The sequence below is a fragment of the Lysobacter sp. A378 genome, assembly GCF_054052125.1.
In genome coordinates this window covers 621436-647393 of record NZ_JBSVRK010000002.1, presented here as the reverse complement: position 1 = coordinate 647393, position 25958 = coordinate 621436, and the positions used below count along the sequence as shown (strand labels likewise).

Below are 25958 nucleotides of genomic sequence, written 5' to 3'. Positions count from 1 at the left end.
TATCTGGGGGTTGCTGCGCGGCAGTTCAAGAACCGGACCGGCAACCATCGGACCCGGGAGTCAGGAACGGCGGCAAATGCTCGTCAACCCTGCTCGCTCACCACCACCAGGGCCGGGCGCAACAGACGCTCGTTAAGCAGCCAGCCTTTCTGGTAAACCTGCACCACGTGCCCCGGCGCGTGTTCATCGCTGCCGACCGTGCTCATCGCCTGGTGGTGCTCGGGGTTGAACGGCTGTCCGACCGGATTCACCTCGACCATTCCATTGTCGCTGGCGACCTTCAGCAGCTGCCTGAGAGTGAGTTCCATACCCTCGCGCAGTGCGTCGGCATCGCCATGGGCCGCGCCCAAACCGGCCTCCAGGCTGTCAATAACCGGCAGTAGCGCGGCCAGCAGACGCTCGTTGGCGAACTTGCGCGCCACCTCGATATCGCGGGTCAGGCGCTTGCGCTGGTTTTCGATATCGGCGCGGTCGCGTAACGTGCCCTCGCGCAGTTGTGCCAGCTCGGCTTGTGCGGCGGCCAGCTCGACGGCCATCGGATTGTCGCCGTCGATGGACGGGTCGGTTTCAGCGGCCTGGTTGGCCAGATCTGGATTGGGTTCAGTGGACATGCTTTGCTCTGGTCCTGGCGCCTTCGGGCGCGTTATCCGTGACTGCATCAGCAATTGGGGCCAGCGATTCGCAATTCAAGATGCTGGCAACCAAAATGCCGGTGGCTCAGCATGAGAGACCCGGTTCTGCCACGCTTTGTCCCTGCGCAACATCCCTTCACAACATTCCTTCACAACCAGATTGTTCGCCACATGCTCGCTCACCTCTCACTCAAGCACTTTGCCGTGGTCAGCCAGGCCGAACTCACCTTCGGCCCCGGGCTGACGGTCATTTCCGGTGAAACCGGCGCCGGGAAATCCTTGCTGGTCGATGCCCTGGGCTTGCTTTCCGGCCTGCGCGCGGACAGCGGCGTGGTCCGTCACGGTGCTCAGCGCGCCGAGCTGGTGGGCGAGTTTTCGCTGGATGACGTACCCGCGGCGGCGGACTGGCTGCGTCGTAACGAACTCGATGAGCCGTCCGATAACGAAAGCACGAACTGCCTGATCCGGCGCGTGATCCGCGCCGACGGCGGCTCACGGGCCTGGGTCAACGGCCATCCGGTGACATTGGGCCAACTGGGCGAGCTGGCCACGCTATTGGTTGAGATCCACGGCCAGCACGAGCACCAGGCGTTGCTGTCGCGGCCCAGTCAGCTGGCCTTGCTGGATGCCTACGCCAGTACCGGCGCCGAGCGACGGAAGGTGGTGGACACCGCCGGACGCTGGACCGACCTGCTGCGCGAGCGCGACCAGCTGTCGGCGCAAGGCGACCTGTCCGAGCGTATCGATTGGCTGGAACACCAGCACGACGAGCTGGACCGCGAGACCCTGGAGCCCGAGTCGATCGAGCAACTGTTGCTCGACCACCGTCGCCAGGCCCATGCCAGTGACCTGATCGATGCCAGCGACGCCGCGTTCGCGCAGCTCAGCGGCGACGATGGCGCATCGATTTCCCACGACCTGCAACAGGTGCGCAGCGAACTGCGACGCGTGGCCGAGCACGAGCCCCGGCTGAGCGAGGTCGACGCCATGCTGGACGCCGCCGCGATCCAGTTGGACGAGGCAACGGCGCTGCTGGACCGCATCCGGGGCGATCTGGATATCGACCCGTCCACCTTTGGCACCATCGAACAGCGTCTTGGCCGGCTGCACGAACTGGCGCGCAAGCATCGGGTGCAACCCGAGGAGCTTGCCGCCCGGCGCGAAGCACTGGGCATGGAGCTGGAGGAACTGCGCGGCGCCGGAGCGCGATTGGAGAAGCTCGATGGTGAAATCGACACCGTCCGCACCCACTGGCGCAAAGCGGCGGACGTGCTTGGGGACAAGCGCCGTGCGGCAGCGCTCACTCTGGCCCAGGCCACCACCGAGCTGATTGCCGAGTTGGGGATGGGTGGCGGATTGTTCGAGATCGGGATCGAAGCGGTCGAGGGCGACAAACCCGACCCGCAGGGCGGTGAGCGGGTCGAGTTCCTGGTCGCGGCCAACCCTGGTCAGCCGCCACGCGCCTTGCGCAAGGTCGCCTCGGGCGGCGAACTGTCGCGCATCTCGCTGGCGATCGAGGTGGCCGCGCTGGGCCTGGACGCCGTGCCCAGCATGGTGTTTGACGAGGTCGACTCGGGTATCGGCGGCGCCGTAGCCGATATCGTCGGCCAGAAGTTGCGTGCGCTTGGTGCCAGCCGCCAGGTGCTGTGCGTTACCCACTTGCCGCAGGTCGCGGCGCAGGGCCACGCGCACTACCGGGTCAGCAAGGCGGCGGCAGACGGCGTCACCCAGAGCCAGGTGCAGCTATTGGATATGGAGCAACGGCAGGAAGAACTCGCACGCATGCTGGGCGGGGTGGAACTGACCCGCGAAGCGCGTGCAGCGGCCAAGCGACTGCTCAGCGACGTGGTCTGACGCGCCGCTCAGGGTCTGCCGTTCGGGATCGGCCGTTCAGGGTTTCTTGCGGACGTACAACACCAGCGAGTGGTCTTCGATCAGGTAGCCGTAGCGCTCCGCAATGATGTGCTGGAGGCGTTCGATTTCTTCGCTCTCGAACTCGATGATCTTGCCGGTATCGACATCCACCATGTGGTCATGATGGCCACCACGGTCGAGCTCATAGACCGACTGGCCGGACTCGAAATTATGCTTGAGCACCAGGCCGACCGCCTCGAACTGGGTCAACACCCGGTAGACCGTTGCCAGGCCGATGTCCTCGCCCTGGTCGAGCAATAACCGATAGATGTCCTCGGCGGTCATGTGCCGGGGCCTGGCGCTGTCGAGCAACTGCAGTATCCGCATCCGTGGATGGGTCACCTTGAGTCCGACGTCCCTGAGATTTTTTGTTTCCATCGTGGGCTCCTGGCGGGGTCCGTTGCGATGCCACGCGTCCCGCAACACCGGCTGAACGCAGCAACGGGAACGGACGTACGGCAAGGTGTCAGTGTATCATCGCCGTCGTCATCCGCCTGCCGCAGAAACCGATGCCAAAGCACCCGATCCGTACTTTCCTCCTCGCTGTTTCCGTCGCCTTGATCGCCAGTGGTTGCGGCATCGTCTACCGCCAGCCGATCTACCAGGGCAACCTGCTGGAATCGACCGCGGTGGAGCAACTGCAAGAGGGCATGGGCAAGCAGCAGGTACTCGGATTGCTGGGCACGCCGTCCGTCCAGGACCCGTTCCACCATGACCGCTGGGATTACACATCCACCCAACGTCTGGACCGCCTGGCCCACACCCACGTCAAGAACCTGACCTTGTGGTTCGAGAACGACGCGTTGGTGACCTGGGAGGGCGAGTACTTCCCGGAACAGGACCTTGAGATCTCCCAGAACTCCCGCAAGCAGTTCGGGCCAAACCTGGCCAAGGACAAGAGCAGGTAACGAGTACCGGGGCTACTTTCCGGGCTCCTGCTTTCCACGGCCCTGCTTTCCACGGCCCTGCTTTCCACGGCCCTGCTTTCGACTGTCTTGGGCGCGACGTCGGCGTGACTGCTTTGGATCGATCAGCAACGGCCGCAGCAACTCGACGCGATCTCCATCACGCAGCCGCGAGTCTGGTTGTGCGTTGGTGCCAAATACCGCGTAAGCGCTGACGCCCTCGATGCGATCCATGCCTGCTGCCCGCACGGCTTCCGAAAGGCAGGCGCCGGGCGGCAGTTCGAGCGTCACCCGCTGGCACCGCTGCGGCCATGCGCACACGACCTCGACTTTCATTGGGCGCCGCGGTCCGCCGCACGGACGAAATCATCGACCATGCGGTCGGCGAGTTTCTGGAAGCCCAGCGCCATTGCCGGACCCAGCAAACGCACCGTCGGCTCGAAGCTCAAGGTCAGCCCGATCCTGCAGGCCGACTCGTCAAGGGCGTGGAACTCCCAGCGACCGGACAGCTTTCGGAACGGCCCGTCCACCAGGATCATGTCGATATGGTGTGGTGCCGAATAGGTGTTGCGGGTGGTGAACCAGGTGCTCAGCCCGCCCAGGCCAAGGTCCAGGCGCGCGACCATGTGGGTATCGGACGATTCCAGCACCCGGGCGTCCTTGCACCAGTCGAACCGGCGCGGATAGGCGGCCACGTCACTGACCAGCGCGAACATGCGGGTGCAGGAGTGATCGACGAGGGCGGAGCGCTGGATAGTGGTCATGGCATGCGACTGTCACCGATGTCGCCCGCAGCGCCCCGGATCGGACACAATAGGCGCAATGACAAAAAATAAAGACAACAAGGCTGGCAAGGATAAAGGAAAGGCAGGCGGGGGCACCATCGCGCTGAACAAGCGTGCCCGCTATGACTACCACCTTGAAGAGCGTTTCGAAGCGGGCTTGGCACTGCAGGGCTGGGAGCTGAAATCGATCCGTGCCGGGCGCGCCAACATCGGCGAGAGCTACGCGGTGATCCGCAGTGGGGAGATGTTCCTGTTCGGCGCACAGATGACTCCGGTGATCTCCACCTCAAGCCACGTCGTCGCCGAGGCCTTGCGTACCCGCAAGCTGCTGTTGCACCGGCGCGAGATCGACAACCTGATCGGTCGGGTCGAACGCGACGGGTACACGGTGGTGCCCACCTCGATGTACTGGAAGGGCAACAAGGTCAAGATCGAGCTCGCGCTGGCCAAGGGCAAGCAGGATCACGACAAGCGCCAGACCAACAAGGACCGTGATTGGCAGCGTGAGAAACAACGCACCATGCGCTCACACAACAAGAACGCTTGACGATCCCCCGGCCAGGGCGTCTGCACGGCATCAGCAGGCAGTAACGGGGCTATTCCGCAGTGGCGCCGGGCAAGGTGAAGTAGAAGCTCGCGCCCTCCCCTTCGCGACCCTCGGCACGTATCGTGCCGCCGTGGCGCTCGACGATCCGTCGCGCCGATGCCAGACCGATGCCATGGCCTTCGAATGCGGACTGGGCATGCAAGCGCTGGAACGGGCGGAACAGCTTTTGCACATAGGCCTGGCCGAATCCGACGCCGTTGTCGCGGACAAAGAACTCATCGCCTTCACGGCCGAACTGGATCCGGGCCAGGTCCCGGTTGCCGGTAAACTTCCATGCGTTCGCCAGCAGGTTGGTCAGCAGGTTGCGCAGCAAGCTCGGGTCGCCGTTGACGCGAAGTCCAGGCGTGATTTCAACCTCGACCTTGCGTTCCGGGTCCGCGCCCCGCAGGTCATCGACGACTTCCGCCGCCACCTGGCTCAGTGCTACCGGTTCAATTGTCAGCTCGCTGCGGCTCAGTCGCGACATGCGCAGCAGTGCGTCGATCAGCTCACCCATGCGACCGGCGGCATTGCGTGTCCGCATCAGGTAACCCTGCCCTGTCTCGTCCAGCTGGTCGCCATATTTCTCGGTCAGTATCTTGCTGAAACCGGCAATCGCGCGCAGTGGTGCGCGCAGGTCATGGGAGACGCTGTAGGCGAACGACTCCAACTCCTGGTTGACCTGGCTCAATTCGCGCGTGCGCAGGGCGACGCGTGATTCCAGGGTCCGGTTAAGCGCCCGCACCGAGGCTTCAGCACGCAAACGCTCCGTTACGTCCTCGGCCTGGGCCAGGCCGGCGATATCGGTGCCGACGCTGCCCGGTATCGGGGCGCGCGTCAGGTGGATATGGCGTGGTTCTCCGTCTGCGCGACGTACCAGACGCGTCTCACGGCGCACGCCACTTGCATCCCCACGATGTCGAGGCGTGGCGCCATCGCCCGATTCCACCTCGTCTTCCAGCAGGGACTCCAGCTTCGTGCCGACCAATTCCTCGGACCTGCGACCCACGATCGCGGCAAATGCCGCGTTCGCCTCGACGATGCAGTGGTGGCTATCCAGCAGGACCTTGCCGATTGCCGAATACGCCATCGCGGTACGAAAGCGCTCCTCGCTGCGCCGGAAGTCCTCGTTCAGCCGCAACGCAATCGAGTGAGCCCTCGACTCGGTCCGCGCCAGCATCCAGGCGACGCCATACATGAGCAAGGAAGCGAACAGGCCAAAGACCAGCATGTTCCGCAAGCCTTGCAGCCGCGGCACCGCCAGGGCCAGCGGTTCGGACTGGAATTCCAACCGCCACTGCCGTCCATAGCTCTCAATCGTGGTGTGATATCGGAACGCGGGTGCCTGGTCCGATAATTCTCCGGGTGTGACATACAGCAGTTCGACCTTCTCATCGGTGACGTCGAGTATCTGGAACCTCGATTGCCGATCGCCGACCGCCTCCAGCACCAGCGGCTCCAGCCGGAAGGGGATGTATACCCAGCCGAGCATGGAGTCACGTCGCGCAGCCGGCGTGTCGGGGCGCTGGACACCGCGATATACCGGCACGTACAGCAACAGGCCGACGTTCTGCGCCGCCCCGTCCTGGATCAGGTGTACCGGCCCCGACAATGCCGACTGGCCAGTCATCATCGCTTCGGTCATCGCGGCACCGCGGGTTGGCTCGGAAAACATGTCATAGCCAATGGCCGCCACGTTGGCAGCAGTGTGCGGCTCCAGAAACAGGATCGGCCCGTACTTCGTCCGGTCGCCATGCGGACGCACGTCCAGTTGGCCCCAACCTGCCTCTTGCCATTCCCGCTGCAGGTCAACCATGCGCGCCTTGCGCAGGTAGCCCGCAAAGCCCAGTCCGACGATACTGGGGAAGCGACGTGACAACTCCAGCCCCCCTACATAGCTGGCCCACTGCTCCGGTGTCGGCCGGGTGACCGCAAACAGCGAAATGCCGCCACCGGCAACCAACTCGTAGTTGATCATCCGTTGCTGCAGCAGCTCGGTGATATCGTCGCTTTCATCCCTGAAGGTGATCTCGCTGGTGCGCAACTCCCGCTCGTAGGCGGTCCGCCACAACACCAGCACCGACACCAGCGACGCCAGCAACACGACCAACGCCAGCAGGTGCCCGCGTAACGGTCTCAACCGGCTGGCAAAGGAGCGTTTGGGGCTATCACCGGGCGCATTATCCATTGTGGTCAAGCATACAAGGACGCCGTCGGCCCGTCGCTGCAGATGAGGCAGCTGAACGCGGCGGAGCAGATTTACGAGGAAACCTTGTGCAGCGACCTTTGCGCCTTATACTGCCGGTGTCAGCAATCTTGTAGTCCCCGGGGGTGCACTGGCTTCGACGGGGGTCGCGAAATCGCTTGGCGCATGCCGAGGGGGTAGCTTTCCTCGTAAATCCAGCTGCAAAACTCTAGTTGCGAACGACGACAACTACGCACTGGCCGCTTAAGGCCTAAGCCCCGAAATCGCTTGTGTCCGTGCTCGCGACGTAGGGTCATCATCACGGAATCGCCGGGAGTGGCTGCCTGCCAGCACCCGGTTAACCTAAAGCAGGCTGGTCCCCGGATGCGCTTTGTGCGCCGTGCTGTCCGGGGATGAGACTTAACGGAGCACTAAGCATGTAGGGCCGGGGATGGAGTGCCTTCGGACGGGGGTTCAATTCCCCCCACCTCCACCAATTCAGAAGTGCGAAACGACAACCCCGTAAGGCTCACGCCTTACGGGGTTTTCTCGTTGCGGGCCGGCATCAATTGGTCGTTTCTGGTTGTAAAGTCCATCTTGGCGTTGGACGCCAGCGCTGCCGACACGCCAACGCACAAGGCCACCCGAAGGTGGCCTTGTGCGTTGGGTAAAAAATGGTGTCCCCAAGGGGATTCGAACCCCTGTCGCCGCCGTGAAAGGGCAGTGTCCTAGGCCTCTAGACGATGGGGACACGCGGGAGCTTCGTACTTTTGCCGACCGCTTTCACTCGGTCGAGTAACGAAGAACCTTGAAAATGGTGGAGCCAGGCGGGATCGAACCGCCGACCTCCTGCATGCCATGCAGGCGCTCTCCCAGCTGAGCTATGGCCCCACGGGCTGGAAAGTCGATAAGCTTAGAGGCGACTGTTGAAACCGTCAAGCCATGTTTGCTACTTCGTGTGAATTCCCCTCACGACCGGCCGTAATTGCCGTCAGCGTGGCGATGCAATGACCGCGCTCGGCGAGGTACTGCAGCCACTTCCCCAAAAACGTATTCATCCGCATCCGGTGGCTGATCAATTCGGCGGGCAACGGATGCATGCCGATGACATCCTGCCAGCGACGCCCGATATAGCAATGCGTTGCCTCCAGCTGCCGGGCGTCATGGTACTGGCGCAGATAAGCCGACGGGTCGGGCTGCCCGGTCACCGGGTCCGGCATGCCGTAGGTCAGGCGCAGCTCGGTGGTGTAACGGTGCTGCTCCAACACGTCTACCTGCAGGTCCAGGCCGTCACCGACACTGGATATGTATCGCCCTACTTCCAGCTCGGCGGGCGCGATGACGCGTCCCAGCCGCACATGGTTTTCGGTGTACAGCCCCATCAACCAGCCAAAGCGGCTGAGCGTGGGGATGTGGGTGGTGCGGGTTGCCTGTGCGTCCATGCCCCGATGCTACACGTGGCAGGTCAGTACATCTCCCGCCGAATGCCCAATGTCGACATCACCTTGCTGGAGATTTCCTCGATGGAGGTATTGGTCGTGCTCTGGGTCGGGATGCGCTCCCCGCGGAACAGGGCCTCGGCGGCGGCCACCTCGCGTTTGCAGGTCTCCAGCTTGGCGTAATTCGAGTCCGGCCGGCGCTCCTGGCGGATCTGCTGCAGCCGTACGGGATCGATGGTCAACCCGAACAGCTTCGCGCGCGACGCCTTCAACTGGGCCGGCAGGCGATCGTGATCCAGGTCTTCGGCGGTCAGCGGATAGTTGGCGGCCCGGATGCCGTACTGCATCGCCAGATAGACACAGGTGGGCGTCTTGCCGGCGCGCGACACGGCAACCAGGATCACGTCGGCATCGCTGTAGTCGATGGCAATGCCGTCATCGTGGGTCAACGCGTAGTTCATGGCGTTGATGCGGCGGTGGTAGCTGTCGAAATCCACGATCGCGTGGGCACGTCCAACGTGGTGCTGGCGTGCGTGCCCCAACTCGCGCTCCAGTGGTTTGATGAACGGAGCGAATGCATCCAGCATCAGCGCGCCACTGTTGGCCAGGGTGGCGCTGACGGTCTCATCCACGCAGGTATTGATGACGATCGGCCGGGTGCCAGAACGCTCCGCTGCCCCACGGATACGTTCAACGGCGTCCTCCGCGCGCGCCACCGAGTCCACGAAGGAAATGCGTTCGCCTTCAAAGCGCGTCCCGTTGAACTGGGTCAGCAAACTGTGGCCGATTGTCTCGGCGGTGATGCCGGTGCCATCGGAAACATAGAAAACCGGTCGTACCTCTGCCATCACTCACCCTGCCGTTGTTGGTCATCCATACGAAAATGCCGGCCCGATCAACCTTGTGTGCATCCGGCGCAAGGGCGATCATAGCGGCTCCGCCGCGCCCTACGCGCTTCAAAGTCTACGGAGATACCCCGTTTTGAACGACAACATCCTGTGGTTGCATGCGCTGCGCCTTGACGACCTCGCCCGGGTGGGTGGCAAGAATTCGTCGCTGGGCGAGATGATCGGCAACCTGGCCAACCTCGGAGTATCGGTGCCAGGTGGCTTTGCGACCACGTCGGAGGCGTTCAAGGACTTCATCGCCCACAACGATCTGGAACAACGCATCTTCGACCGGCTGGCGCCGCTGGACGTCGAGGATGTGGGCGCGCTTGGCGAGGCCGGCAAGCAGATCCGCGATTGGGTGATCGGTGCGCCGCTGCAGCCATCGCTCGATGCCGACATCCGCCACGGCTATCGGCAATTGTGTTCCGAGAACGGTGGCGGCGATGTCGCCGTCGCGGTCCGCTCCTCGGCCACCGCCGAAGATCTGCCGGACGCAAGTTTTGCCGGGCAGCAGGAGACCTTCCTCAACGTCACCGGCGAGGACGATGTGGTGGTCAAGGTGAAGGAAGTCTTTGCCAGCCTCTATAACGATCGCGCGATCGCCTACCGCGTGCATCACGGCTTCAAGCACGAGGACGTGTTCCTGTCCGCCGGCGTGCAATTGATGGTGCGCGCCGATGTCGGCTCGTCCGGCGTGCTGTTCACCCTGGACACCGAGTCGGGTTTCCGCGAAGTGGTGTTCATCACCTCCAGCTTCGGGCTGGGTGAAATGGTCGTGCAAGGCGCGGTCAATCCCGACGAGTTCTACGTCTACAAGCCCACCTTGGCCCAGGGCAAGCAGGCGATCCTGCGTCGCTCGATTGGTGCCAAGCAGCTGCGCATGGTGTATTCCGACGAGCCCGGCGAGCGGGTACGTACCGAGGACACTCCCGCGGAGTTGCGCGGCACCTTCTCCATCAGCGACGAGGAAGTGCACGAGCTGGCCAAACAGGCACTGGTGATCGAGAAGCACTACGGCCGGCCGATGGATATCGAGTGGGCAAAGGATGGCGTCAGCGGCAAGCTGTTCATCGTCCAGGCGCGCCCGGAAACCGTGAAATCACGCGCGAAAGCCACCCAGATCGAGCGTTACCAGCTTGGCGAGCGCGGACCCGTAATCTGTGAAGGTCGTTCGATCGGCCAGAGGATCGGCAGCGGCGTGGCTCGCGTGGTGCGCTCGATGGAAGACATGGCCCGCGTACAGCCCGGCGACGTCCTGATCGCCGACATGACCGATCCGGACTGGGAGCCGGTGATGAAGCGTTCGGCCGCGATCGTCACCAATCGTGGCGGCCGTACCTGCCACGCGGCGATCATCGCCCGCGAGTTGGGTGTCCCCGCCGTGGTCGGCACCGGCAACGCGCTGGACACGATCAAGGACGGCCAGACGGTCACGGTGAGCTGCGCGGAGGGCGATACCGGCTTCATCTACGATGGCGCCCTGCCCTTCGAGCGCCATGTCGCCGATCTGGACAAGATGCCGCCAGCGCCGCTGAAAATAATGATGAATGTCGGCAACCCCGACCGTGCATTCGACTTCGCCATGTTGCCCAACGCGGGCATCGGCCTGGCCCGGCTGGAGATGATCATCGCCAGCCACATCGGCATCCATCCGCAGGCCTTGCTCGAATACGACCAGCAGGATGCGGAGACCAAGCGCAAGATCGACGACAAGATCGCCGGCTACGGTGACCCGGTCGAGTTCTACGTCGACAGGCTGGCCGAGGGCATCGCGACGATTACCGCATCCGTCGCCCCCAAACCGGTGATCGTGCGGTTGTCGGACTTCAAGTCCAACGAGTACGCCAACCTGATTGGTGGTTCGCGATACGAGCCGCATGAAGAAAACCCGATGATCGGCTTCCGCGGCGCTGCCCGTTACCTCGACCCAAGCTTCAGCGCTGCGTTTGCGCTGGAATGCAGAGCGGTGCTCAAGGTTCGCGAGCAGATGGGGCTGATCAATTGCTGGGTGATGATCCCGTTCGTCCGCACGCTGGATGAGGGCCGCAAAGTGGTTGAGGTCCTGCGCGCCAATGGGCTGGAACAGGGCAAGGACGGACTCAAGATCATCATGATGTGCGAGCTGCCGTCCAATGCACTGATGGCCGAGGAGTTCCTGGAGATATTCGACGGCTTCTCGATCGGCTCCAACGACATGACCCAGTTGACCCTGGGGCTGGATCGCGACTCGGGTCTGATCGCCCACCTGTTCGATGAGCGCGACCCGGCGGTGAAGAAGTTGTTGTCGATGGCGATCCAGACCGCGAAGGCCAAGGGCAAGTACGTTGGCATCTGCGGTCAGGGCCCCAGCGACCACGCCGACCTCGCCCAATGGTTGATGGAACAGGGAATCGATTCGGTATCACTGAATCCCGATACGGTCGTGGACACTTGGCTGCGCCTGGCCAAGGCGAAAGCCAAGGCCGGCTGAAAACTGACAGCCCGCTAACAGCGTAGCCGCTAGGCTTCAAGACGACACTGGACGCCCCGCTTGATGCGGGGCGTCGCACATGAGGAGACTGGTGTATGACCCCGACCGCCACAATCCAGGTATCCACCGGCTGGATCGCGCACGCACGTGCCGGCGAATGGACCCAGGCATTCGTCGGGATCGGCATCCGCATCGGGCTGGCACTGTTGCTGTTCCTGGCAGGGCGCTATCTCATTGCCTGGATCACCGCTGCAACAACACGCGGCATGAGTCGCACCCAGATGGACCCGACCGCGGCGATGTTCCTGAGCAAGGTCGCCTCAGTGCTGATGACGGTCGTCCTGGCGCTGGCATCGTTGCAGGTGATCGGCGTGCCGATGACTTCAATGATCGCGGTGCTCGGCGCCGCCGGTCTGGCGATCGGCCTGGCGCTGAAGGACTCGTTGTCGAACATCGCCTCGGGCGTGATGCTGGTGACGCTCAGGCCGTTCCGGGTAGGTCATGTGGTCAACATCAACAATGAAAGTGGCACGGTCGAGGCGGTCAGCATTTTCCAGACCCGCCTGCGCGGCGCGGACAACCAGACAATCATCCTGCCCAACAGCCTGATCACCAGCGAATCGATCATCAACTTCACCCCCGACAACATGCGCCGGGTCGAGTTGGTCATCAGCATTGGCTACACCGCCGACATCGATGTTGCACGTGATATTGCGCTGCGATTGATGCATGCCGACCAGCGCGTCTTTGCCGATCCCGAGCCCAGCGTGCTGGTGTACGCCCTGGGCGAGAACAGCGTGGATCTGGGAGTGCGCTGCCATACAAACAACGCCGACAACTTCGCGACCAGGTGCGAGCTGTTGGAGCTGATCAAGAAGGCCTTCGACAAGGCCGGTGTCAGCCCGCCATTCCCGCAGCGCGAGGTCCATCTCCATCAACGCGATGGCGAATCCAGACCGCCCAGCTGACCCATGAATGCGCGGTAGTGCTGCAACTCCGCGATGGAGTCATGAACGTCACTCAGGGCAGTATGGCGAGAGTGCTTGTTCAACCCGGCCAGCACCGTGGGCGCCCAGCGATGCGCCAGCTCTTTGAGGGTGCTGACATCCAGGTTGCGGTAATGGAAGTGCCGCTCCACCCGTGGCATCAGGCGATGCAGGAAACGACGGTCCTGGCAGATCGAGTTTCCGCAGATCGGTGATGCATTCGCCGGCACCCACTCGGCCAGGAAGGCGAGCGTGCGTTGTTCGGCCTCGGTCATTGACACACCCTGGTTCAGCACCCGATCCCACAAGCCGGACTTGCGATGCTGGTTGCGGTTCCAGTCGTCCATCGCTTCCAGCTGCGCCAGCGGGTGTCCGATCGCCAGCTCCGGGCCCTCGGCCAGTATGTTGAGCTGCTTGTCCGTCACCACGGTTGCGATCTCCAGAATGGAGTCGTTGTCGGTGTCCAACCCGGTCATTTCCAGGTCGATCCAGATCAGGTTTTCAGCGTTCGGGGAGCCGTTCGAGGTCATGCGCTCGTGTCATCATGAAGTGGCAGGCATCATACCGTCAGCCTGCTACGGACGCCCTTCATGACCCCTCCCCTCATCGCCGACCCGAACCATTACGCCGTCATCTCGGCGATGATCACCCCGGCGTTCTTCCTCACCGCGACGGGCTCCCTGCTGATTTCCTCCAACAATCGGCTCGCACGGGTGGTCGACCGGATGCGCAAGGAGATCGAGAACCTGAGGTCGACGGCGCGAGGCCCGCTCAGGACCGAGCTGGAGACCCGCATCGGCTTCCATCGAAAGCGCTCCTATCTGGTGTTGGCCGCGCTGAGGATGTTGTATGCCGCGCTGAGCGCATTCGTCTGCACGAGTATCGGAATCGCCGCGGATGCTTTCTTCGGCTATCAACTGGGATTCCTGCCGACCGTGCTCGCGGTGTTGGGCGTCCTGCTGATGTTTGCGGCGTCGCTTTGTCTCGGACACGAGGCCAGGATCAGCCTGCGCATGCTTGATCGCGAACTCAAAGCCGAACTGGACCGGGACGCTCCCGCCCCGGTCGTGCACAAGGGCTGAGGCACCGTCTCGACACACTCAGGCGGGCTTGCCCCGCTTGCGCCGGAAATAGCTGGTCAGCCGCATGCCAGCCTCTTCACCCAGCACGCCGCCGAGTACATCCACCCGGTGGTTGTGGCGCGGGTCGGCAAGCAGGTTGAAGACGCTGCCCGCAGCGCCGGTCTTGGGATCGCTGGCACCGTAGACCACCCGCGCGACCCGCGCATGCACCATCGCCATCGCGCACATCGCGCAGGGTTCCAGGGTGACGTACAGGGTGCTCCCGGTCAGGCGGTGGTTACCCAGGCGCCGACCTGCCTGCCGCATCGCGACGATTTCGGCATGCGCGCTCGGATCACGCTCGACGATGTTGCGGTTCCACCCTTCTCCGACGACAACACCGTCAGCCGAAACCAACACGGCTCCAACCGGGATTTCGTCGTCCTCACGCTCGGCCCGGTCGGCCAGCGCGAGCGCCTGACACATCCAGCGTTCGTCGTCGCTCATTCCCACTCGATCGTGGCGGGCGGCTTCCCACTGATGTCATAAACCACGCGAGAAACATTCCGTAACTCATTGATAATACGATTTGAAACTGTTCCCAAAAAATCGTACGGCAAGTGTGCCCAGTGAGCCGTCATGAAGTCGACGGTCTCCACCGCGCGCAGCGCTATCACCCACTCGTAGGCGCGGGCATCGCCCACCACGCCGACCGATTTGACCGGCAGGAACACCGCGAATGCCTGGCTGGTCTTGTCATACAAATCGGCCTTGCGCAGCTCGTCGATGAAGATGTGGTCGGCGCGGGCCAGCAGTTCGGCGTATTCGCGCTTCACTTCACCCAGGATCCGCACGCCAAGCCCGGGCCCGGGGAACGGGTGCCGGTTGACCATCACCGGCGGCAAACCGAGCTCGACACCCATCCGGCGAACTTCGTCCTTGAACAACTCGCGCAACGGTTCCACCAGCCCCAGCTTCATGTACTCGGGCAAACCACCGACATTGTGGTGGCTCTTGATCATGTGCGCCTTGCCGGTCGTGCTGCCGGCCGACTCGATCACGTCGGGGTAGATCGTGCCCTGGGCGAGCCATTTCGCGTTTTTCAGTTTGCTCGACTGCTCGTCGAATATCTCCACGAACAGGTTGCCGATGATCTTGCGCTTGGCTTCCGGATCGGTGATGCCCGCGAGCGCCGTGAAGTAGCGGTCGGCCGCATCGACCCGGATCACCTTGACACCCAGGTGCTCGGCGAACGTCGCCATCACCTGGTCGCCTTCCTGGTAGCGCAGCAAGCCGGTGTCGACGAAAACGCAGGTCAGTTGTTCGCCGATCGCCTTGTGCAACAAGGCGGCGACCACCGATGAGTCGACGCCGCCGGACAGGCCAAGGATTACCTCGTCGGTACCGACGGTATCGCGCACGCGGGAAATCTGGTCCTGGATGATCAGCGCGGGGGTCCACAACGCCTGGCAACCGCAGATTCCAGTAACGAACTGCTTCAGCAGCGCGCCACCCTGCTTGGTATGGGTGACTTCGGGATGGAATTGCACGCCGTACCAGCGCTTGCTGTCATTCGCCATCGCCGCGACCGGAATGCGGTCGGTCTTCGCGGTAACCACGAATCCTTCCGGGGCCCGGGATACGTGATCGCCGTGGCTCATCCACACATCGAGCCGCGGCGGAGAACCCGGATGGTCCTTCAGCCCATCCAGCAGGCGGTCATGGGAGACCAGGGCGACTTCAGCGTGGCCATACTCGCGCTGGTCGGCGGCCTCGGTTTCCCCGCCGAGCTGCTTGGCCATGGTCTGCATGCCATAGCAAATGCCCAGGATCGGCAAGCCGGAGTCGAATACTTCCTGCGGTGCGCGCGGCGAGTTTTCGGTCGTGGTTGATTCCGGCCCACCCGACAGGATGATGCCGTTCGCGCCAAAGCTGGCGATCTGGGTCGGGTCATGGTCCCACGCCCATATCTCGCAATAGACGCCCAGCTCACGGATACGACGGGCAATCAGCTGCGTGTATTGCGCGCCGAAATCGAGGATCAGGATCTTGTCGCTATGGATATCGGTCATCGTCTACTCGAAAAGGTCACTACCCGTGTTGGCGTCACACCGCCCGGTAGTTCGGCGGTTCCTTGGTGATCTGCACGTCATGGACGTGACTCTCACGCGAGCCGGCGGAGGTCACCCGCACGAACTGCGGCGTCCTGCGCATCTCCTCGATGGTCGCGCAACCCACGTACCCCATGGTGGCGCGCAGTCCCCCAACCAGCTGATGGACGACGCCGCGCAACGGCCCGCGGTAGGGAACACGGCCTTCGATGCCCTCGGGTACCAGCTTGTCCGCGTCCTCCGAGTCCTGGAAATAACGGTCCTTGGAGCCTTTCTCCATTGCGGCCAGGCTACCCATGCCGCGGTAGCTCTTGTAGCTGCGGCCCTGGAACAGCTCGCTCTCGCCCGGAGACTCCTCGGTACCGGCAAACAGGCTGCCGACCATCACGGTGGAAGCGCCGGCCGCGATGGCCTTGCCGATATCACCCGAATAGCGGATGCCGCCATCGGCGATCAATGGAATGCGGTCCTGCAGTGCTTCGGCCACCATGTCGATCGCGCTGATCTGCGGCACGCCGACGCCGGCGACGATGCGGGTAGTGCAGATCGAGCCGGGACCGATGCCGACCTTGACGGCATCGGCGCCGTGGTCCATCAGCGCCAGCGCGGCATCGCCAGTCACGATGTTGCCGCCGATGACCTGCAGTTGGGGGAAGTTTTTCTTGACCCACTTGACCCGATCCAGCACACCCTGCGAATGCCCGTGCGCGGTATCGACCACGACCACGTCGACGCCGGCCGCGGCCAGCGCCTCGATGCGCGCCTCGGTATCGCCACCGACCCCGACCGCCGCACCCACCATCAGGCGTTCGCTGCTGTCATAGGCCGCGTTGGGGTTGTCGGATTTCTTCTGGATGTCCTTGACCGTGATCAGGCCCTTGAGCTGGAAGGCATCGTTGACCACCAGTACCTTCTCAATCCGGTGCTTGTGCAACAGGCCCACGACTTCCTCGTCGCTGGCACCCTCGTGGACCGTGATCAGCCGATCCTTGCGGGTCATGATGTGGCGGACCGGGTCGTCGTGCTTGGTCTCGAAGCGCATGTCACGGCTGGTGACGATGCCGACCAGTTGGCCTTCGTCCACCACCGGCACGCCGGAGATGTTGCGCTCGCGGGTCAACTTGAGCACGTCGGCAATCGTGGTTTCCGGCCCGACCGTGAACGGCGACTTGATCACGCCGGCCTCGAAGGATTTGACCTGGGCGACGTGCGCAGCCTGCTGGGCGACGGTCATGCTCTTGTGGATGATGCTGATGCCGCCCAGCTGCGCCAACGCGATCGCCAGGCGCGCCTCGCTGACGGTGTCCATTGCCGCCGACAGGATCGGCAGCCGCAAATTCAGGTCGCGAGTCAGGCGGGTGGAGAGCGATACGTCCTTGGGCAGGACAATCGAATGCGCCGGAACGAGGGATACATCGTCGTAGGTGAGTGCTTCAGCCTGGATGCGCAACATGGGCGGGACCGGGGGGAGTGAAGCCCGTCATTGTACTGCGTTCCAGGCCGGCTGGCGCGATCCGGTGTCACTGGCTTCGGCTGCCTCCAGGGTGTTCTCCATCAGCGTTGCGACCGTCATTGGCCCTACCCCGCCGGGAACCGGGGTGATCCAGCTGGCGCGCTGGGAAGCTGCCGCAAAGCCCACGTCGCCCACCAGACGGCCATCATCAAGCCGGTTGATCCCCACATCGATCACTACCGCGCCAGGCTTGATCCATTCGCCGGGGATCAACTGCGGGCGTCCGACCGCCACCACCAGGATGTCCGCGCCGCGCACGGCGGTTTCCAGCACCTCTGGCGGGGTGAACTTGTGGCAGCTGGTGGTGGTGCAACCAGCGATCAGCAACTCCAGCAACATCGGCCGGCCGACATGATTGGACACGCCGACAATGGTCGCGCTTGCGCCACGTACCGGACGATCGGTATAGGCCAGCAAAGTGGTGATGCCGCGGGGCGTACAGGGACGCAACCCGAACTCGCGCAGCGCCAGGTGGCCGACGTTCTCCGGGTGGAAGCCATCGACGTCCTTGGCCGGCGAGATGCGATGGATCAGCGCCGACGGGTCGCGACGATCCGGTAGCGGCAGCTGGACCAGGATGCCGTGCACCTCGGGATCGACATTGAGCCTGTCGATCAGCGCCAGCAGCTCCTCATCGCTGGTGTCTGGCGGCAAGTCGAAATCGATCGCGCGAATGCCCACCTTGCTGGCCGCGCGGCGCTTGTTGCGCACGTACACCGCCGAGGCCGGATCGCCGCCCACCAATACCACGGCAAGGCCCGGAGGGGTCTTGCCGGCGGCAATGCGGGCATCGACCCGCACCTTGAGGCTGTCGAGCAGATCCTCGGCAATGCGTTTGCCATCAAGGATCCGGGCGGTCTGGGGCGTTGCGACAGTCTTCAAATATCTCGGCCTGAGTGCAGCTGGGGTCGGTATTATCGCCGATCTTGCGCTCTATCCGGCGGAGCAGAATGCTTCGTAATCGATGTACCCGGGAAACGCCTGCCCTGGTGCACAGACGACGCAGTCCGGGTCTGGCGACAGCCGGGTCTGGCGGAACTGCATGCCCAACGCATCAAATTGCAATAACCGCCCGGACAGTGATTGGCCAATCCCCAGCAGCAGCTTGATCACCTCGGTGGCCTGCAACATGCCAATCACGCCCGGCAGCACCCCCAGCACTCCGGCTTCGCTGCAATTGGGGGCCGATTCGGGTGATGGCGGCTGCGGGAACAGGCAGCGATAGCATGGCGCCTCGCCACGCCGGCGGCCGGCGTCAAACACGCTGATCTGCCCGTGGAAACGATGTACGGCGCCATATACCAACGGCTTGCCGAGCTTTACGCAGGCATCGTTGAGCAGATAGCGGACGGCGAAATTATCGCCACCATCGAGCACTACGTCAGCGTCGGCGATCAGCCGCTCCAAGTTTGTGCTGGTGATGCGCTCGGCAAACGTGTCAATGGTGATATTGGGGTTCAATGCCGACAGCGCGACCTGCGCCGAATCAACCTTGGCCATGCCGATCCGCGCATCGGTGTGCAGGATCTGCCGCTGCAGGTTGCTGCGGTCGACGACGTCGTCATCAGCCAACACCAACGACCCGACCCCGGCCGCTGCCAGGTAATACGCGGACGGCGAACCCAGCCCACCCGCACCGACAATCGCCACCCGCGCGGCCTGCAGCTTTCGCTGGCCGACCTCGCCGACTTCGGGCAACAGCAGGTGGCGGGAATACCGCTCGTAAAAGTCGTGATCGCCAGCTGGCTGAACCAACGGCAGGCCATCCGCGCGCCAGCGTCGGGTACCGCCTTCCACCGAGGCGACCTGGGCATAGCCGGCGTCCAGCAGCGTTGCCGCCACCTGCAGTGAGCGCCCACCGACTTCGCAGATCAGCATCACCGGGGTATCCCGGTCAGGGATGCTGCCAGTGGGTAGCGACTCCAACTCGCTGCGCGCGATGCCCAGTGCACCTTCGGCCATGCCCAACGCCCGTTCGTGCGTCTCGCGCACATCGATCAACACGGCACCGGACTGCTGCCGACGCCGGGCTTCGGTGGGAGTGATGGTTTCGATATCCATGGCGCGATTATCCGCCTTTACTGCAGCGTCCTATCCGCGCTTGACGTGCCGGATCAACCGACGCCGCTTGGCAATCTGCTTCTCGTTAAGCACGTTCTTCTTGCCTTCGAAAGGATTCGCACCTTCCTTGAAGATGAACCGCACCGGGGTACCCACCAGTTTGAAGCGCTTGCGGAAGAAATTTTCCAGGTAGCGCTTGTAGCTGTCACTCAGGGTGCGTAACCGGTTGCCGTGGACGACAAAGGTCGGCGGATTATTGGCGGCCGGGTGTGCATAACGCAGCTTGGCGACATGCCCACGAACCACCGGCGGCGGATTGGCCACATAAGCCGCCTCGATGGCCTGGGTGACTTCGCTGGTGCTGAACTCGTGAATCGCCGACGCGTGTGCCCGGTGGACAGCCTTGAACAGCTCGCCCAGACCAGAACCGTGCTGGGCGCTGATTCGCACCGCTTCCGCCCATTCGACAAACGACAGCTTGCGCGACAGCAGCGACTCGGCCTGCTGGCGTCGGTAATCGCTCAGCCCGTCCCACTTGTTGACTGCGATCACCAACGCGCGGCCGGCGTCCAGCGCATATCCGAGCACGCTGGCGTCCTGGTCGGTGACCCCTTCGTTGGCGTCCAGCATGATCACGGCGACCTGGCACTGCTCAATGGCGTGCAAGGTCTTGATGATCGAGAATTTTTCCACCGCCGCATCGACGCGTGACTTGCGGCGCAGGCCGGCGGTGTCGATCAACCGGTACAGGCGACCATCACGCTCCATGTCGATCGCAACCGAATCACGTGTGGTGCCGGGTATATCGGAGGCGATCATCCGCTCCTCTCCCAGCAGGCGGTTGACCAGGGTCGACTTGCCCACGTTGGGCCGGCCGATGAAGGCGACCCGGATGCGGGCGGGATCGTGGTCGAGCTCGGCGGACTCGCCCTCGTCAGGCACCCGTTCCAGTACCTGTTCGATCAGCTCGTCGATGCCCTGGCGATGCGCGGAGGACACGGCAATCACATCGCTGAAACCGTAGCGGGCGAACTCGTTCAACGCCGCCTGCGTATCCAGCCCGTCCGTCTTGTTGACCACCAGGAAAGTTGGCCGTGCGGTCTTGCGCAGCCAGGCGAGGATATCGTCGTCCAGCGTCGATGCGCCTTCGCGGCCGTCGACGATGAATAAAACCAGATCGGCCTCGACGGCCGCTGCGCGGGCCTGGCGCGTGGTCGCGCCGACCAGACCCTCGGCTTCGCCGGCGATACCACCGGTATCAACCACCGCGAAGTGCCGTTGACCTTCCGGCCGGCACACGCCGTAGTGGCGGTCACGGGTGACTCCGGGTTGATCGTGGACAAGCGCGTCGCGGGTGCGCGTGAGCGCATTGAACAGGGTGGACTTCCCGACGTTGGGACGACCCACGAGGGCGACTAGCGGGAGCATTTGGGGTTGTCCGATCAAAAAAAAAAGAAAGAAAAGTGCTACTGCCCCAACTGGAACGCACTCAGTTTACCATCGGTGTCCTGCACGATCAGGATCCCCTCGGCTACCTGTGGCGTGGCCAGCAAGGGATCGCGACTGGCCCGGGTGCGGGCAACAAACGCGCCGTCATCAAGCGCCAACCAGTGGAGATAGCCTTCGTAATCGCCAACCACGGCGTATTCGCCCTGGATCGCCGGAGAGGTCAACTTGCGCCGGGCCAGGGCCGCCTGAGTCCACATGGCCGCGCCATTTTGCTTGAACAGGCCAATCACCGCATCACCGTTGTCGGATATGACCAGCACTTGTGGGGCGACCGCAATCTTGCCCGCGCCCCCGTGGTCGCTGAGCCACATCGGCTGTCCGTTGGGCGCGTTGATCGCCATCGTCTTGTTCTTGAAACTGCTCGCGTACAGGGTGGCGTTATCCAGCACCGGAGCACCATCAATGTCCGCCATCCGATCCAGTTCGGTACGACCGTCTTGAGGAGCGACCACTTCGCGCCACAACTCGACGCCATCGTCCGCGGCCAACGCCGAGACGCTGCCGTCATCGTTGCCGATAAACACATAACCCGGACCAATCACCGGTGCATCGTTACCCCGCACCGACAGCATCGGGACGTCATGATTCCAGAACCAGCGACGTTCGCCGTTGCTGATGTCGAAAGCACTGATCCGGCCATCATTGGAGCGCACGAACACCATGCCCAGTCCAACCGCAGGAGCGGCGATGATCTCGTTGCCGACCTTCGCCCGCCACTTCTCCGCGCCGGTCGCCGCATCCAGCGCGATCACGTCACCCTCCAGACTGCCGACGGCAACCACGCCGTCACCCACGCCGGGGCCGCCACTGAGTTCCAGCTCACTGGGGTAATTCCATATGCTCTGGCCGGTCTTCAGGTCAAACGCATGCACACCGCCCTCGACCGCCGCCGCATAGACCTTGCCATCGGCGATGGCAGGGCCCTGACGCGCGCCCAATACTCCCTCGCCTTTACCGGCATTGGCGGACCACAGCTTGGTCACCGTGGCCGACGGACTGAACTCCACCAATGCTGCTGGCTTGAGCGCGTCTTCCTTGTCGCTGCTGAACCAGCCCTTGATCGTGCTGCAGCCCGAGAGCGCGAACGCGCATAGCAATACCGCGCTGCCACGTACCAGCATGGCCCGGGCCATGCGATTGCGTGGGCGCTGGTTCGGCACGGGCGTTGTTGAGAGCTGCTTCATCAAGACTGCGCCTCGGGATTGGCGGGCGTGGGGTTGGCGGCAGCGGGACCGGTTGCATCACGCGTCGCTGGCACACCCCCGACCTGGGTGAGTTTGAGCTCGAGTATTTGCCGTTGTGGTGATGCGACATCCAGCGCGACCAGTGCTTGGCTGTATGCCTCACTGGCCTTGTCGGTCTGGCCCAGCGCGTACTGGGCATCGCCCCGTGTTTCCAATGCCGAGGGGCTGGACGCGTCAGCAAGCAAGGCCAGCGCCTCGTCAGTCCGCCCCGCATCCACGAGCAATCGCGCAAGCCGCTGGTCGACGATGCTCGCCACCGCCGGGTCACTCGGCTGGATCCCGCTCAAGGTCTCGATCGCGATATCGCCCTGACCTGCTTCGACCTGCGATGCCGCCAGCTGCAGCGTGGCCAGGTTTGCGTAAACGGTGTCGCCCAGCGCCGCCACCTTGGCAGCGGACGTGTCGTCGCCGCCCATGATCGCGGTAACCGCGGCCTGATACTGGTCCGCCTTGCCCAACGCTTGATTATGCTGGTCCTGCTGCCACCACTTCCACCCGCTGATGGCGGCGAGCCCCAAAACCAGGCCGCCGACCAGTCCCAGGGCGTTGGTGCGCAGCCATTCCAGCACGCGTTCGCTTTGCTCGTGTTCGTCTAGTGGATCGTCTAATGCCATCGAAGGACTGCCATGCTATCCAGCCCCGGCGAACAACGCCGGGACCGTCGGTTTGCGGACGAGCCCGGGTGACGGGCCGTGAGATATCGAACGCGTGACCCGGTCAGTCGATGACCGGCGCGAGCGAACCCTCAGAGGATAGCGTAAAGCGTGCCACGTTCGCGCGGCTGAACGGCTCCAGATCGACGAATTCGCCGTGGTTACGCACCTCGACCGCGGACACGTTGCCCAGCACGATGCGGCTCACCTGGCCAGGCGCATAGCTGCGACGCTCGTTGCCGCCGATCAATCCTTGCTCAAGCACCTGCCCATCCGGGCCGAACACCTGAACCCAGCTGTCCCCACTGAAACGCAGCGACAACCCCGCCTCGTCGACGGTGGCGGGTGCATGCAGCGACCCCATGGAGGCGATTAGGGGAGTGCGTCGGGCCGATGGAGTGATTGGCTCCATATCCATCGGGTCCACAGAAAGTTTTGTCACCGCCGGAATCTCCAGCGACTCGACTTGTGGCGTGCCGGAAAAATGCGGACGCGTGGTCAACCAGACGGGCAATGCAATCACGGCGGTCAGTGCGATATACACCGCCCGTCGGCTTGCCTGATCCAGCACACGCCGATAACGCGGCGTGTGGGTGTGGCTGATCAATTCGGGCGGAGCACTATTGTCGATCTCGGCCCGATGCAGGTCCAGGTCCAGATTGATGCCCAGTAATCTTGCGTAGCTCCGCAGTTGGCCGCGCACGAAGACCGGCGCCCCCGCCTGGCTCCAGTCGTCGGCTTCAAGGGCGCGTATTACCCTGAGTGGCATTTTCAGTCGCGACGACACTTCTTCAATCGTCAACCCTGCACCCTCGCGCGCCTGCCTGAGGCGTGCGCCACATCCTTCGACATCGCTTGAAGCGACCTGTTTGGACTGCATCATTGCTTTCCGTCAACCCCCGTTCCGGATCCCGACGTGCCCGGGAACTCCCCCCGTAGCCGCTGAACGTACGCTGCAGCGGCTTCTGTGTCGCCAAGTTTGTGCTCAATTTGTGACGCTAGCAACAATGATGCCGCATCCGCCGGTGCGGCCGCCAGCCGGCGCTGCGAAAATGCACGGGCATGAAACGCATCACCGGTGCGAAATTTATGCTGCGCCATCCCCGCCAGAGCAACCGGGTTCTCAGGCTCCAGTTCCAGCGACCGCTCCAGGTAGCGTTCGGCCTGCGCGGCTTGACCAGCCTTCTGGGCGCAGGTGCCCGCGTTCGCCATCGCCACCGCAGGAGTCGGGTAAGTGGGATCGGACAGTGCCTGGTCGAACCATTGCAGCGACTCTTCGGCACGGCCATTGCTACACAGCCATGTCCCGTAATTGTTATGCATGCCGCCTTGGAGCGGCGCCAGTTCCAGGGCCTTTTGATAGTGCACCCCGGCCTTGCGGTCATCGCCGTTGTGCTCCGCAATCAGCGCAGCGAGCGTGTGGGCGGGCGCGGAATCCGGAGCGAGGCGCAGGGCTTCCTTTGTGGCCCCGGCTGCACCGGCATAGTCGCCAGCACGCAAGGCCTGCTGAGCCTTGTTCACCTCGATACGTGCCGCAGCGCTAGCCTTGTCATAGCTGTCAGGGGTCATCGAGACTTCGGGCTTGACGTACTTGGGGCCGCCTCGACTGACGTCAGGCTTGACGAAAGTCAGCCGACTGCACCCGGACAACGCGATCATCGCCAGCATTACGGCTGCGACGACCACCACGCCACGCGTCCGATACCTGGTCCGGCACTCACGTACTGACATCGATAATCCCCTGTGCCGCCAGCGTCTTGCGGAACGTTGCCTGGCGGCGGGTCCGATCCATCACCTGGCCCTTCAACTGGCCACACGCCGCATCGATGTCCTCGCCACGGGTCCGACGCACCGTGGTCAGCACCCTGGCTTGTTGCAGGAGCTTCTGGAACGCGCGGATATCGGTCTCGGTCGAGCGCTCGTAGCGCGTGCCCGGGAACGGGTTGAACGGAATCAGGTTGACCTTCGCCGCGTCCTTCATCTGGGTGGCGTTGTCGAACTGGCGCATCAGCCGGGCCAACTGACGGGCGTGCTCGGGCTGGTCGTTGACGCCTTTCATCAAGGTGTATTCGAAGGTGATCGACGACTTCGGCTTGCGCATGACGTAGCGCTGGCACGCCGCCATCAGTTGGTCGATCGGGTACTTCTTGTTGAGCGGCACCAACTGGGTGCGTAACTCATCGTTGGCCGCGTGCAGCGAGACCGCCAGCGACACGTCGCTTACCTCGCCCAGCTTGTCGATCATCGGCACCATGCCGGCGGTGGACAGGGTGACGCGCTTGTTGGCCAACCCATAGCCAAGGTCGTCGCGCATGATGCTCATGGCGCGCACGACGTTGTCGAAATTCATCAGTGGCTCGCCCATCCCCATCATCACCACGTTGGTCAGGCGACGACGCTGGTGCGGCAGGTTGCCCAGGTGGCGGGCAACCACCCATACCTGCCCGATGATCTCGGCGGTAGTCAGATTGCGATTGAAGCCCTGGGTACCGGTGGAGCAGAACGAGCAGTTGAGCGCGCAGCCGACCTGGCTGGATACGCACAGGGTGCCGCGACCCTTGTCGGGTATGAATACCGCCTCGATGGCGTTCTTCGGGTCCATGCCGATCAACCACTTGTGGGTACCGTCAACCGACGGCTGCTCCAGGATGACCTCGGGCGCCCGGACCTCGGCGTGCTCCTGCAACTTGGCACGCAGCACCTTGCCCAGGTCGGTCATATGGTCGAAATCGGTGACGTAGCGGTGATGGATCCACTTCATCACCTGGTGCGCGCGATAGCGCTTCTCACCCAGGACTCCCTCGAAGAAGTCTTCCAGCTCGACGCGATCGAGGTCGAAGATGTTCTTCCTCGGTGCCGCGCCGGCCGACAACGGCGCAGGAACCGGCGACGTCGCATCTGCCGGGTTACCGGCGTCGGCGAGGATGATGTCGATGGTGTTATTTGCGCGGGTCGGGGTCATGGCCTTGTGGTTCTGTTGGGCAGAGCAGGCATCGGGTCCGTAAGGGTAGACC

Annotated in this window: 25 protein-coding genes, 2 tRNA genes and 1 other RNA gene; 7 read left to right on the top strand and 21 right to left on the bottom strand. The window is 63.4% G+C overall.

Going from position 1 to position 25958, the window contains the following annotated elements; genetic code table 11:
• Positions 1-83 precede the first annotated feature (83 nt).
• Positions 84-611 (bottom strand): nucleotide exchange factor GrpE, encoded by a 528-nt coding sequence (gene grpE / locus ACW7G1_RS08950; RefSeq protein ID WP_456979388.1) that lies wholly within the window; start codon positions 609-611, stop codon positions 84-86.
• 192 nt (positions 612-803) lie between these two features.
• Between grpE and recN the strand changes: the two genes are divergently transcribed.
• Complete coding sequence (gene recN, locus ACW7G1_RS08945; protein WP_456979387.1) at positions 804-2486, top strand: DNA repair protein RecN; 1683 nt, start codon at positions 804-806, stop codon at positions 2484-2486.
• A gap of 36 nt (positions 2487-2522) precedes the next feature.
• Here the strand turns inward: recN and fur are convergent, their stop codons facing one another.
• Entirely contained in the window at positions 2523-2924 is a 402-nt protein-coding gene (gene fur / locus ACW7G1_RS08940) for a ferric iron uptake transcriptional regulator (RefSeq protein WP_456961460.1), read from the bottom strand.
• 146 nt (positions 2925-3070) lie between these two features.
• Here fur and ACW7G1_RS08935 point away from each other — a divergent pair, with 146 nt between their 5' ends.
• Positions 3071-3454, top strand: coding sequence for an outer membrane protein assembly factor BamE (locus ACW7G1_RS08935; RefSeq protein ID WP_456979884.1), 384 nt, complete (start codon positions 3071-3073; stop codon positions 3452-3454).
• 12 nt (positions 3455-3466) lie between these two features.
• On the opposite strand, the gene ACW7G1_RS08930 is transcribed toward ACW7G1_RS08935, so the two are convergent.
• Both ACW7G1_RS08930 and ACW7G1_RS08925 read right to left on the bottom strand, forming a co-directional pair.
• A complete protein-coding gene (locus ACW7G1_RS08930; RefSeq protein ID WP_456979386.1) occupies positions 3467-3787 on the bottom strand; it encodes an RnfH family protein in 321 nt (106 codons plus the stop codon).
• Positions 3784-4215, bottom strand: a complete 432-nt coding sequence (locus ACW7G1_RS08925) for a type II toxin-antitoxin system RatA family toxin (RefSeq protein ID WP_456979385.1) — start codon at positions 4213-4215, stop codon at positions 3784-3786. Before ACW7G1_RS08925 ends, ACW7G1_RS08930 begins: the two co-directional genes overlap by 4 nt.
• A gap of 58 nt (positions 4216-4273) precedes the next feature.
• Between ACW7G1_RS08925 and smpB the strand changes: the two genes are divergently transcribed.
• Positions 4274-4783: an SsrA-binding protein SmpB gene (gene smpB / locus ACW7G1_RS08920; RefSeq protein ID WP_456961457.1), complete on the top strand. Its 510-nt coding sequence runs from the start codon at positions 4274-4276 to the stop codon at positions 4781-4783.
• 49 nt (positions 4784-4832) lie between these two features.
• On the opposite strand, the gene ACW7G1_RS08915 is transcribed toward smpB, so the two are convergent.
• Positions 4833-6962 carry a CHASE domain-containing protein gene (locus tag ACW7G1_RS08915; RefSeq protein ID WP_456979384.1) on the bottom strand — a complete coding sequence of 710 codons (2130 nt, stop codon included), beginning with the start codon at positions 6960-6962 and terminating at the stop codon, positions 4833-4835.
• Between the two features lie 187 nt (positions 6963-7149).
• On the opposite strand from ACW7G1_RS08915, the gene ssrA reads away from it, so the two are divergent.
• Positions 7150-7503, top strand: a transfer-messenger RNA (tmRNA) gene (ssrA, locus tag ACW7G1_RS08910).
• 179 nt (positions 7504-7682) lie between these two features.
• Here ssrA and ACW7G1_RS08905 read toward each other — a convergent pair.
• The 4 genes from ACW7G1_RS08905 to ppsR all read right to left on the bottom strand — a co-directional run bounded on the left by ACW7G1_RS08905 (position 7683) and on the right by ppsR (position 9294).
• Positions 7683-7758 (bottom strand) — tRNA-Glu (locus tag ACW7G1_RS08905).
• A 64-nt stretch (positions 7759-7822) separates the two neighbouring features.
• A tRNA-Ala gene (locus tag ACW7G1_RS08900) sits at positions 7823-7898 on the bottom strand.
• Positions 7899-7942: 44 nt separating this feature from the next.
• Complete coding sequence (locus ACW7G1_RS08895) at positions 7943-8449, bottom strand: DUF1249 domain-containing protein (protein ID WP_456979383.1); 507 nt, start codon at positions 8447-8449, stop codon at positions 7943-7945.
• 23 nt (positions 8450-8472) lie between these two features.
• Complete coding sequence (ppsR, locus tag ACW7G1_RS08890) at positions 8473-9294, bottom strand: posphoenolpyruvate synthetase regulatory kinase/phosphorylase PpsR (protein ID WP_456979382.1); 822 nt, start codon at positions 9292-9294, stop codon at positions 8473-8475.
• Between the two features lie 133 nt (positions 9295-9427).
• Between ppsR and ppsA the strand changes: the two genes are divergently transcribed.
• Positions 9428-11806, top strand: a complete 2379-nt coding sequence (gene ppsA / locus ACW7G1_RS08885; protein WP_456979381.1) for a phosphoenolpyruvate synthase — start codon at positions 9428-9430, stop codon at positions 11804-11806.
• A gap of 95 nt (positions 11807-11901) precedes the next feature.
• Positions 11902-12774: a mechanosensitive ion channel family protein gene (locus ACW7G1_RS08880; protein WP_456979380.1), complete on the top strand. Its 873-nt coding sequence runs from the start codon at positions 11902-11904 to the stop codon at positions 12772-12774.
• Here ACW7G1_RS08880 and orn read toward each other — a convergent pair.
• Entirely contained in the window at positions 12741-13322 is a 582-nt protein-coding gene (gene orn, locus ACW7G1_RS08875; RefSeq protein WP_456979379.1) for an oligoribonuclease, read from the bottom strand. The two genes, ACW7G1_RS08880 and orn, sit on opposite strands and share 34 nt — an antisense overlap.
• A 60-nt stretch (positions 13323-13382) precedes the next feature.
• Between orn and ACW7G1_RS08870 the strand changes: the two genes are divergently transcribed.
• Entirely contained in the window at positions 13383-13874 is a 492-nt protein-coding gene (locus ACW7G1_RS08870) for a DUF2721 domain-containing protein (RefSeq protein ID WP_456979378.1), read from the top strand.
• An 18-nt stretch (positions 13875-13892) separates the two neighbouring features.
• Here ACW7G1_RS08870 and tadA read toward each other — a convergent pair whose 3' ends face one another.
• The 11 genes from tadA to rlmN form a co-directional block, all read right to left on the bottom strand.
• Complete coding sequence (tadA, locus tag ACW7G1_RS08865) at positions 13893-14360, bottom strand: tRNA adenosine(34) deaminase TadA (RefSeq protein WP_456979377.1); 468 nt, start codon at positions 14358-14360, stop codon at positions 13893-13895.
• A complete protein-coding gene (gene guaA, locus ACW7G1_RS08860) occupies positions 14357-15925 on the bottom strand; it encodes a glutamine-hydrolyzing GMP synthase (RefSeq protein WP_456979376.1) in 1569 nt (522 codons plus the stop codon). Before guaA ends, tadA begins: the two co-directional genes overlap by 4 nt.
• 34 nt (positions 15926-15959) lie before the next feature.
• A complete protein-coding gene (guaB, locus tag ACW7G1_RS08855; RefSeq protein WP_456979375.1) occupies positions 15960-17417 on the bottom strand; it encodes an IMP dehydrogenase in 1458 nt (485 codons plus the stop codon).
• A 27-nt stretch (positions 17418-17444) separates the two neighbouring features.
• The gene (folD, locus tag ACW7G1_RS08850) at positions 17445-18359 is read right to left on the bottom strand and encodes a bifunctional methylenetetrahydrofolate dehydrogenase/methenyltetrahydrofolate cyclohydrolase FolD (RefSeq protein WP_456979374.1); all 915 of its coding nucleotides are present in this window, start codon (positions 18357-18359) and stop codon (positions 17445-17447) included.
• A 51-nt stretch (positions 18360-18410) separates the two neighbouring features.
• A complete protein-coding gene (moeB, locus tag ACW7G1_RS08845) occupies positions 18411-19538 on the bottom strand; it encodes a molybdopterin-synthase adenylyltransferase MoeB (RefSeq protein WP_456979373.1) in 1128 nt (375 codons plus the stop codon).
• 30 nt (positions 19539-19568) lie between these two features.
• Positions 19569-20966, bottom strand: a complete 1398-nt coding sequence (gene der, locus ACW7G1_RS08840) for a ribosome biogenesis GTPase Der (RefSeq protein WP_456979372.1) — start codon at positions 20964-20966, stop codon at positions 19569-19571.
• Between the two features lie 38 nt (positions 20967-21004).
• The gene (gene bamB / locus ACW7G1_RS08835) at positions 21005-22168 is read right to left on the bottom strand and encodes an outer membrane protein assembly factor BamB (protein WP_456979883.1); all 1164 of its coding nucleotides are present in this window, start codon (positions 22166-22168) and stop codon (positions 21005-21007) included.
• Between the two features lie 62 nt (positions 22169-22230).
• Positions 22231-22905, bottom strand: a complete 675-nt coding sequence (locus ACW7G1_RS08830) for a YfgM family protein (RefSeq protein ID WP_456979371.1) — start codon at positions 22903-22905, stop codon at positions 22231-22233.
• A gap of 103 nt (positions 22906-23008) precedes the next feature.
• On the bottom strand, positions 23009-23824 hold the full coding sequence (locus tag ACW7G1_RS08825) for a helix-turn-helix domain-containing protein (protein WP_456979370.1): 816 nt from the start codon (positions 23822-23824) through the stop codon (positions 23009-23011).
• Positions 23824-24612 (bottom strand): type IV pilus biogenesis/stability protein PilW, encoded by a 789-nt coding sequence (pilW, locus tag ACW7G1_RS08820; RefSeq protein ID WP_456979369.1) that lies wholly within the window; start codon positions 24610-24612, stop codon positions 23824-23826. The genes ACW7G1_RS08825 and pilW overlap by 1 nt, the downstream gene beginning before the upstream one ends.
• Positions 24613-24661: 49 nt before the next feature.
• Positions 24662-25906 carry a 23S rRNA (adenine(2503)-C(2))-methyltransferase RlmN gene (gene rlmN, locus ACW7G1_RS08815; RefSeq protein ID WP_456979368.1) on the bottom strand — a complete coding sequence of 415 codons (1245 nt, stop codon included), beginning with the start codon at positions 25904-25906 and terminating at the stop codon, positions 24662-24664.
• Positions 25907-25958 lie beyond the last annotated feature (52 nt).

Excerpts from the sequence above, each read along its gene's own strand:
- ACW7G1_RS08895 (WP_456979383.1), bottom strand. The coding sequence starts at position 8,449 with ATGGACGCACAGGCAACCCGCACCACCCACATCCCCACGCTCAGCCGC.
- grpE (WP_456979388.1), bottom strand. The coding sequence starts at position 611 with ATGTCCACTGAACCCAATCCAGATCTGGCCAACCAGGCCGCTGAAACC.
- guaA (WP_456979376.1), bottom strand. The coding sequence starts at position 15,925 with ATGACCGATATCCATAGCGACAAGATCCTGATCCTCGATTTCGGCGCG.
- moeB (WP_456979373.1), bottom strand. The coding sequence starts at position 19,538 with ATGGATATCGAAACCATCACTCCCACCGAAGCCCGGCGTCGGCAGCAG.
- ACW7G1_RS08930 (WP_456979386.1), bottom strand. The coding sequence starts at position 3,787 with ATGAAAGTCGAGGTCGTGTGCGCATGGCCGCAGCGGTGCCAGCGGGTG.
- ACW7G1_RS08830 (WP_456979371.1), bottom strand. The coding sequence starts at position 22,905 with ATGGCATTAGACGATCCACTAGACGAACACGAGCAAAGCGAACGCGTG.
- recN (WP_456979387.1), top strand. The coding sequence starts at position 804 with ATGCTCGCTCACCTCTCACTCAAGCACTTTGCCGTGGTCAGCCAGGCC.
- fur (WP_456961460.1), bottom strand. The coding sequence starts at position 2,924 with ATGGAAACAAAAAATCTCAGGGACGTCGGACTCAAGGTGACCCATCCA.
- ACW7G1_RS08825 (WP_456979370.1), bottom strand. The coding sequence starts at position 23,824 with ATGCAGTCCAAACAGGTCGCTTCAAGCGATGTCGAAGGATGTGGCGCA.
- guaB (WP_456979375.1), bottom strand. The coding sequence starts at position 17,417 with ATGTTGCGCATCCAGGCTGAAGCACTCACCTACGACGATGTATCCCTC.
- tadA (WP_456979377.1), bottom strand. The coding sequence starts at position 14,360 with ATGAGCGACGACGAACGCTGGATGTGTCAGGCGCTCGCGCTGGCCGAC.
- pilW (WP_456979369.1), bottom strand. The coding sequence starts at position 24,612 with ATGCTGGCGATGATCGCGTTGTCCGGGTGCAGTCGGCTGACTTTCGTC.
- ACW7G1_RS08880 (WP_456979380.1), top strand. The coding sequence starts at position 11,902 with ATGACCCCGACCGCCACAATCCAGGTATCCACCGGCTGGATCGCGCAC.
- smpB (WP_456961457.1), top strand. The coding sequence starts at position 4,274 with ATGACAAAAAATAAAGACAACAAGGCTGGCAAGGATAAAGGAAAGGCA.
- rlmN (WP_456979368.1), bottom strand. The coding sequence starts at position 25,906 with ATGACCCCGACCCGCGCAAATAACACCATCGACATCATCCTCGCCGAC.
- ppsR (WP_456979382.1), bottom strand. The coding sequence starts at position 9,294 with ATGGCAGAGGTACGACCGGTTTTCTATGTTTCCGATGGCACCGGCATC.
- orn (WP_456979379.1), bottom strand. The coding sequence starts at position 13,322 with ATGACCTCGAACGGCTCCCCGAACGCTGAAAACCTGATCTGGATCGAC.
- bamB (WP_456979883.1), bottom strand. The coding sequence starts at position 22,168 with ATGCTGGTACGTGGCAGCGCGGTATTGCTATGCGCGTTCGCGCTCTCG.
- der (WP_456979372.1), bottom strand. The coding sequence starts at position 20,966 with ATGCTCCCGCTAGTCGCCCTCGTGGGTCGTCCCAACGTCGGGAAGTCC.
- ACW7G1_RS08925 (WP_456979385.1), bottom strand. The coding sequence starts at position 4,215 with ATGACCACTATCCAGCGCTCCGCCCTCGTCGATCACTCCTGCACCCGC.
- ACW7G1_RS08870 (WP_456979378.1), top strand. The coding sequence starts at position 13,383 with ATGACCCCTCCCCTCATCGCCGACCCGAACCATTACGCCGTCATCTCG.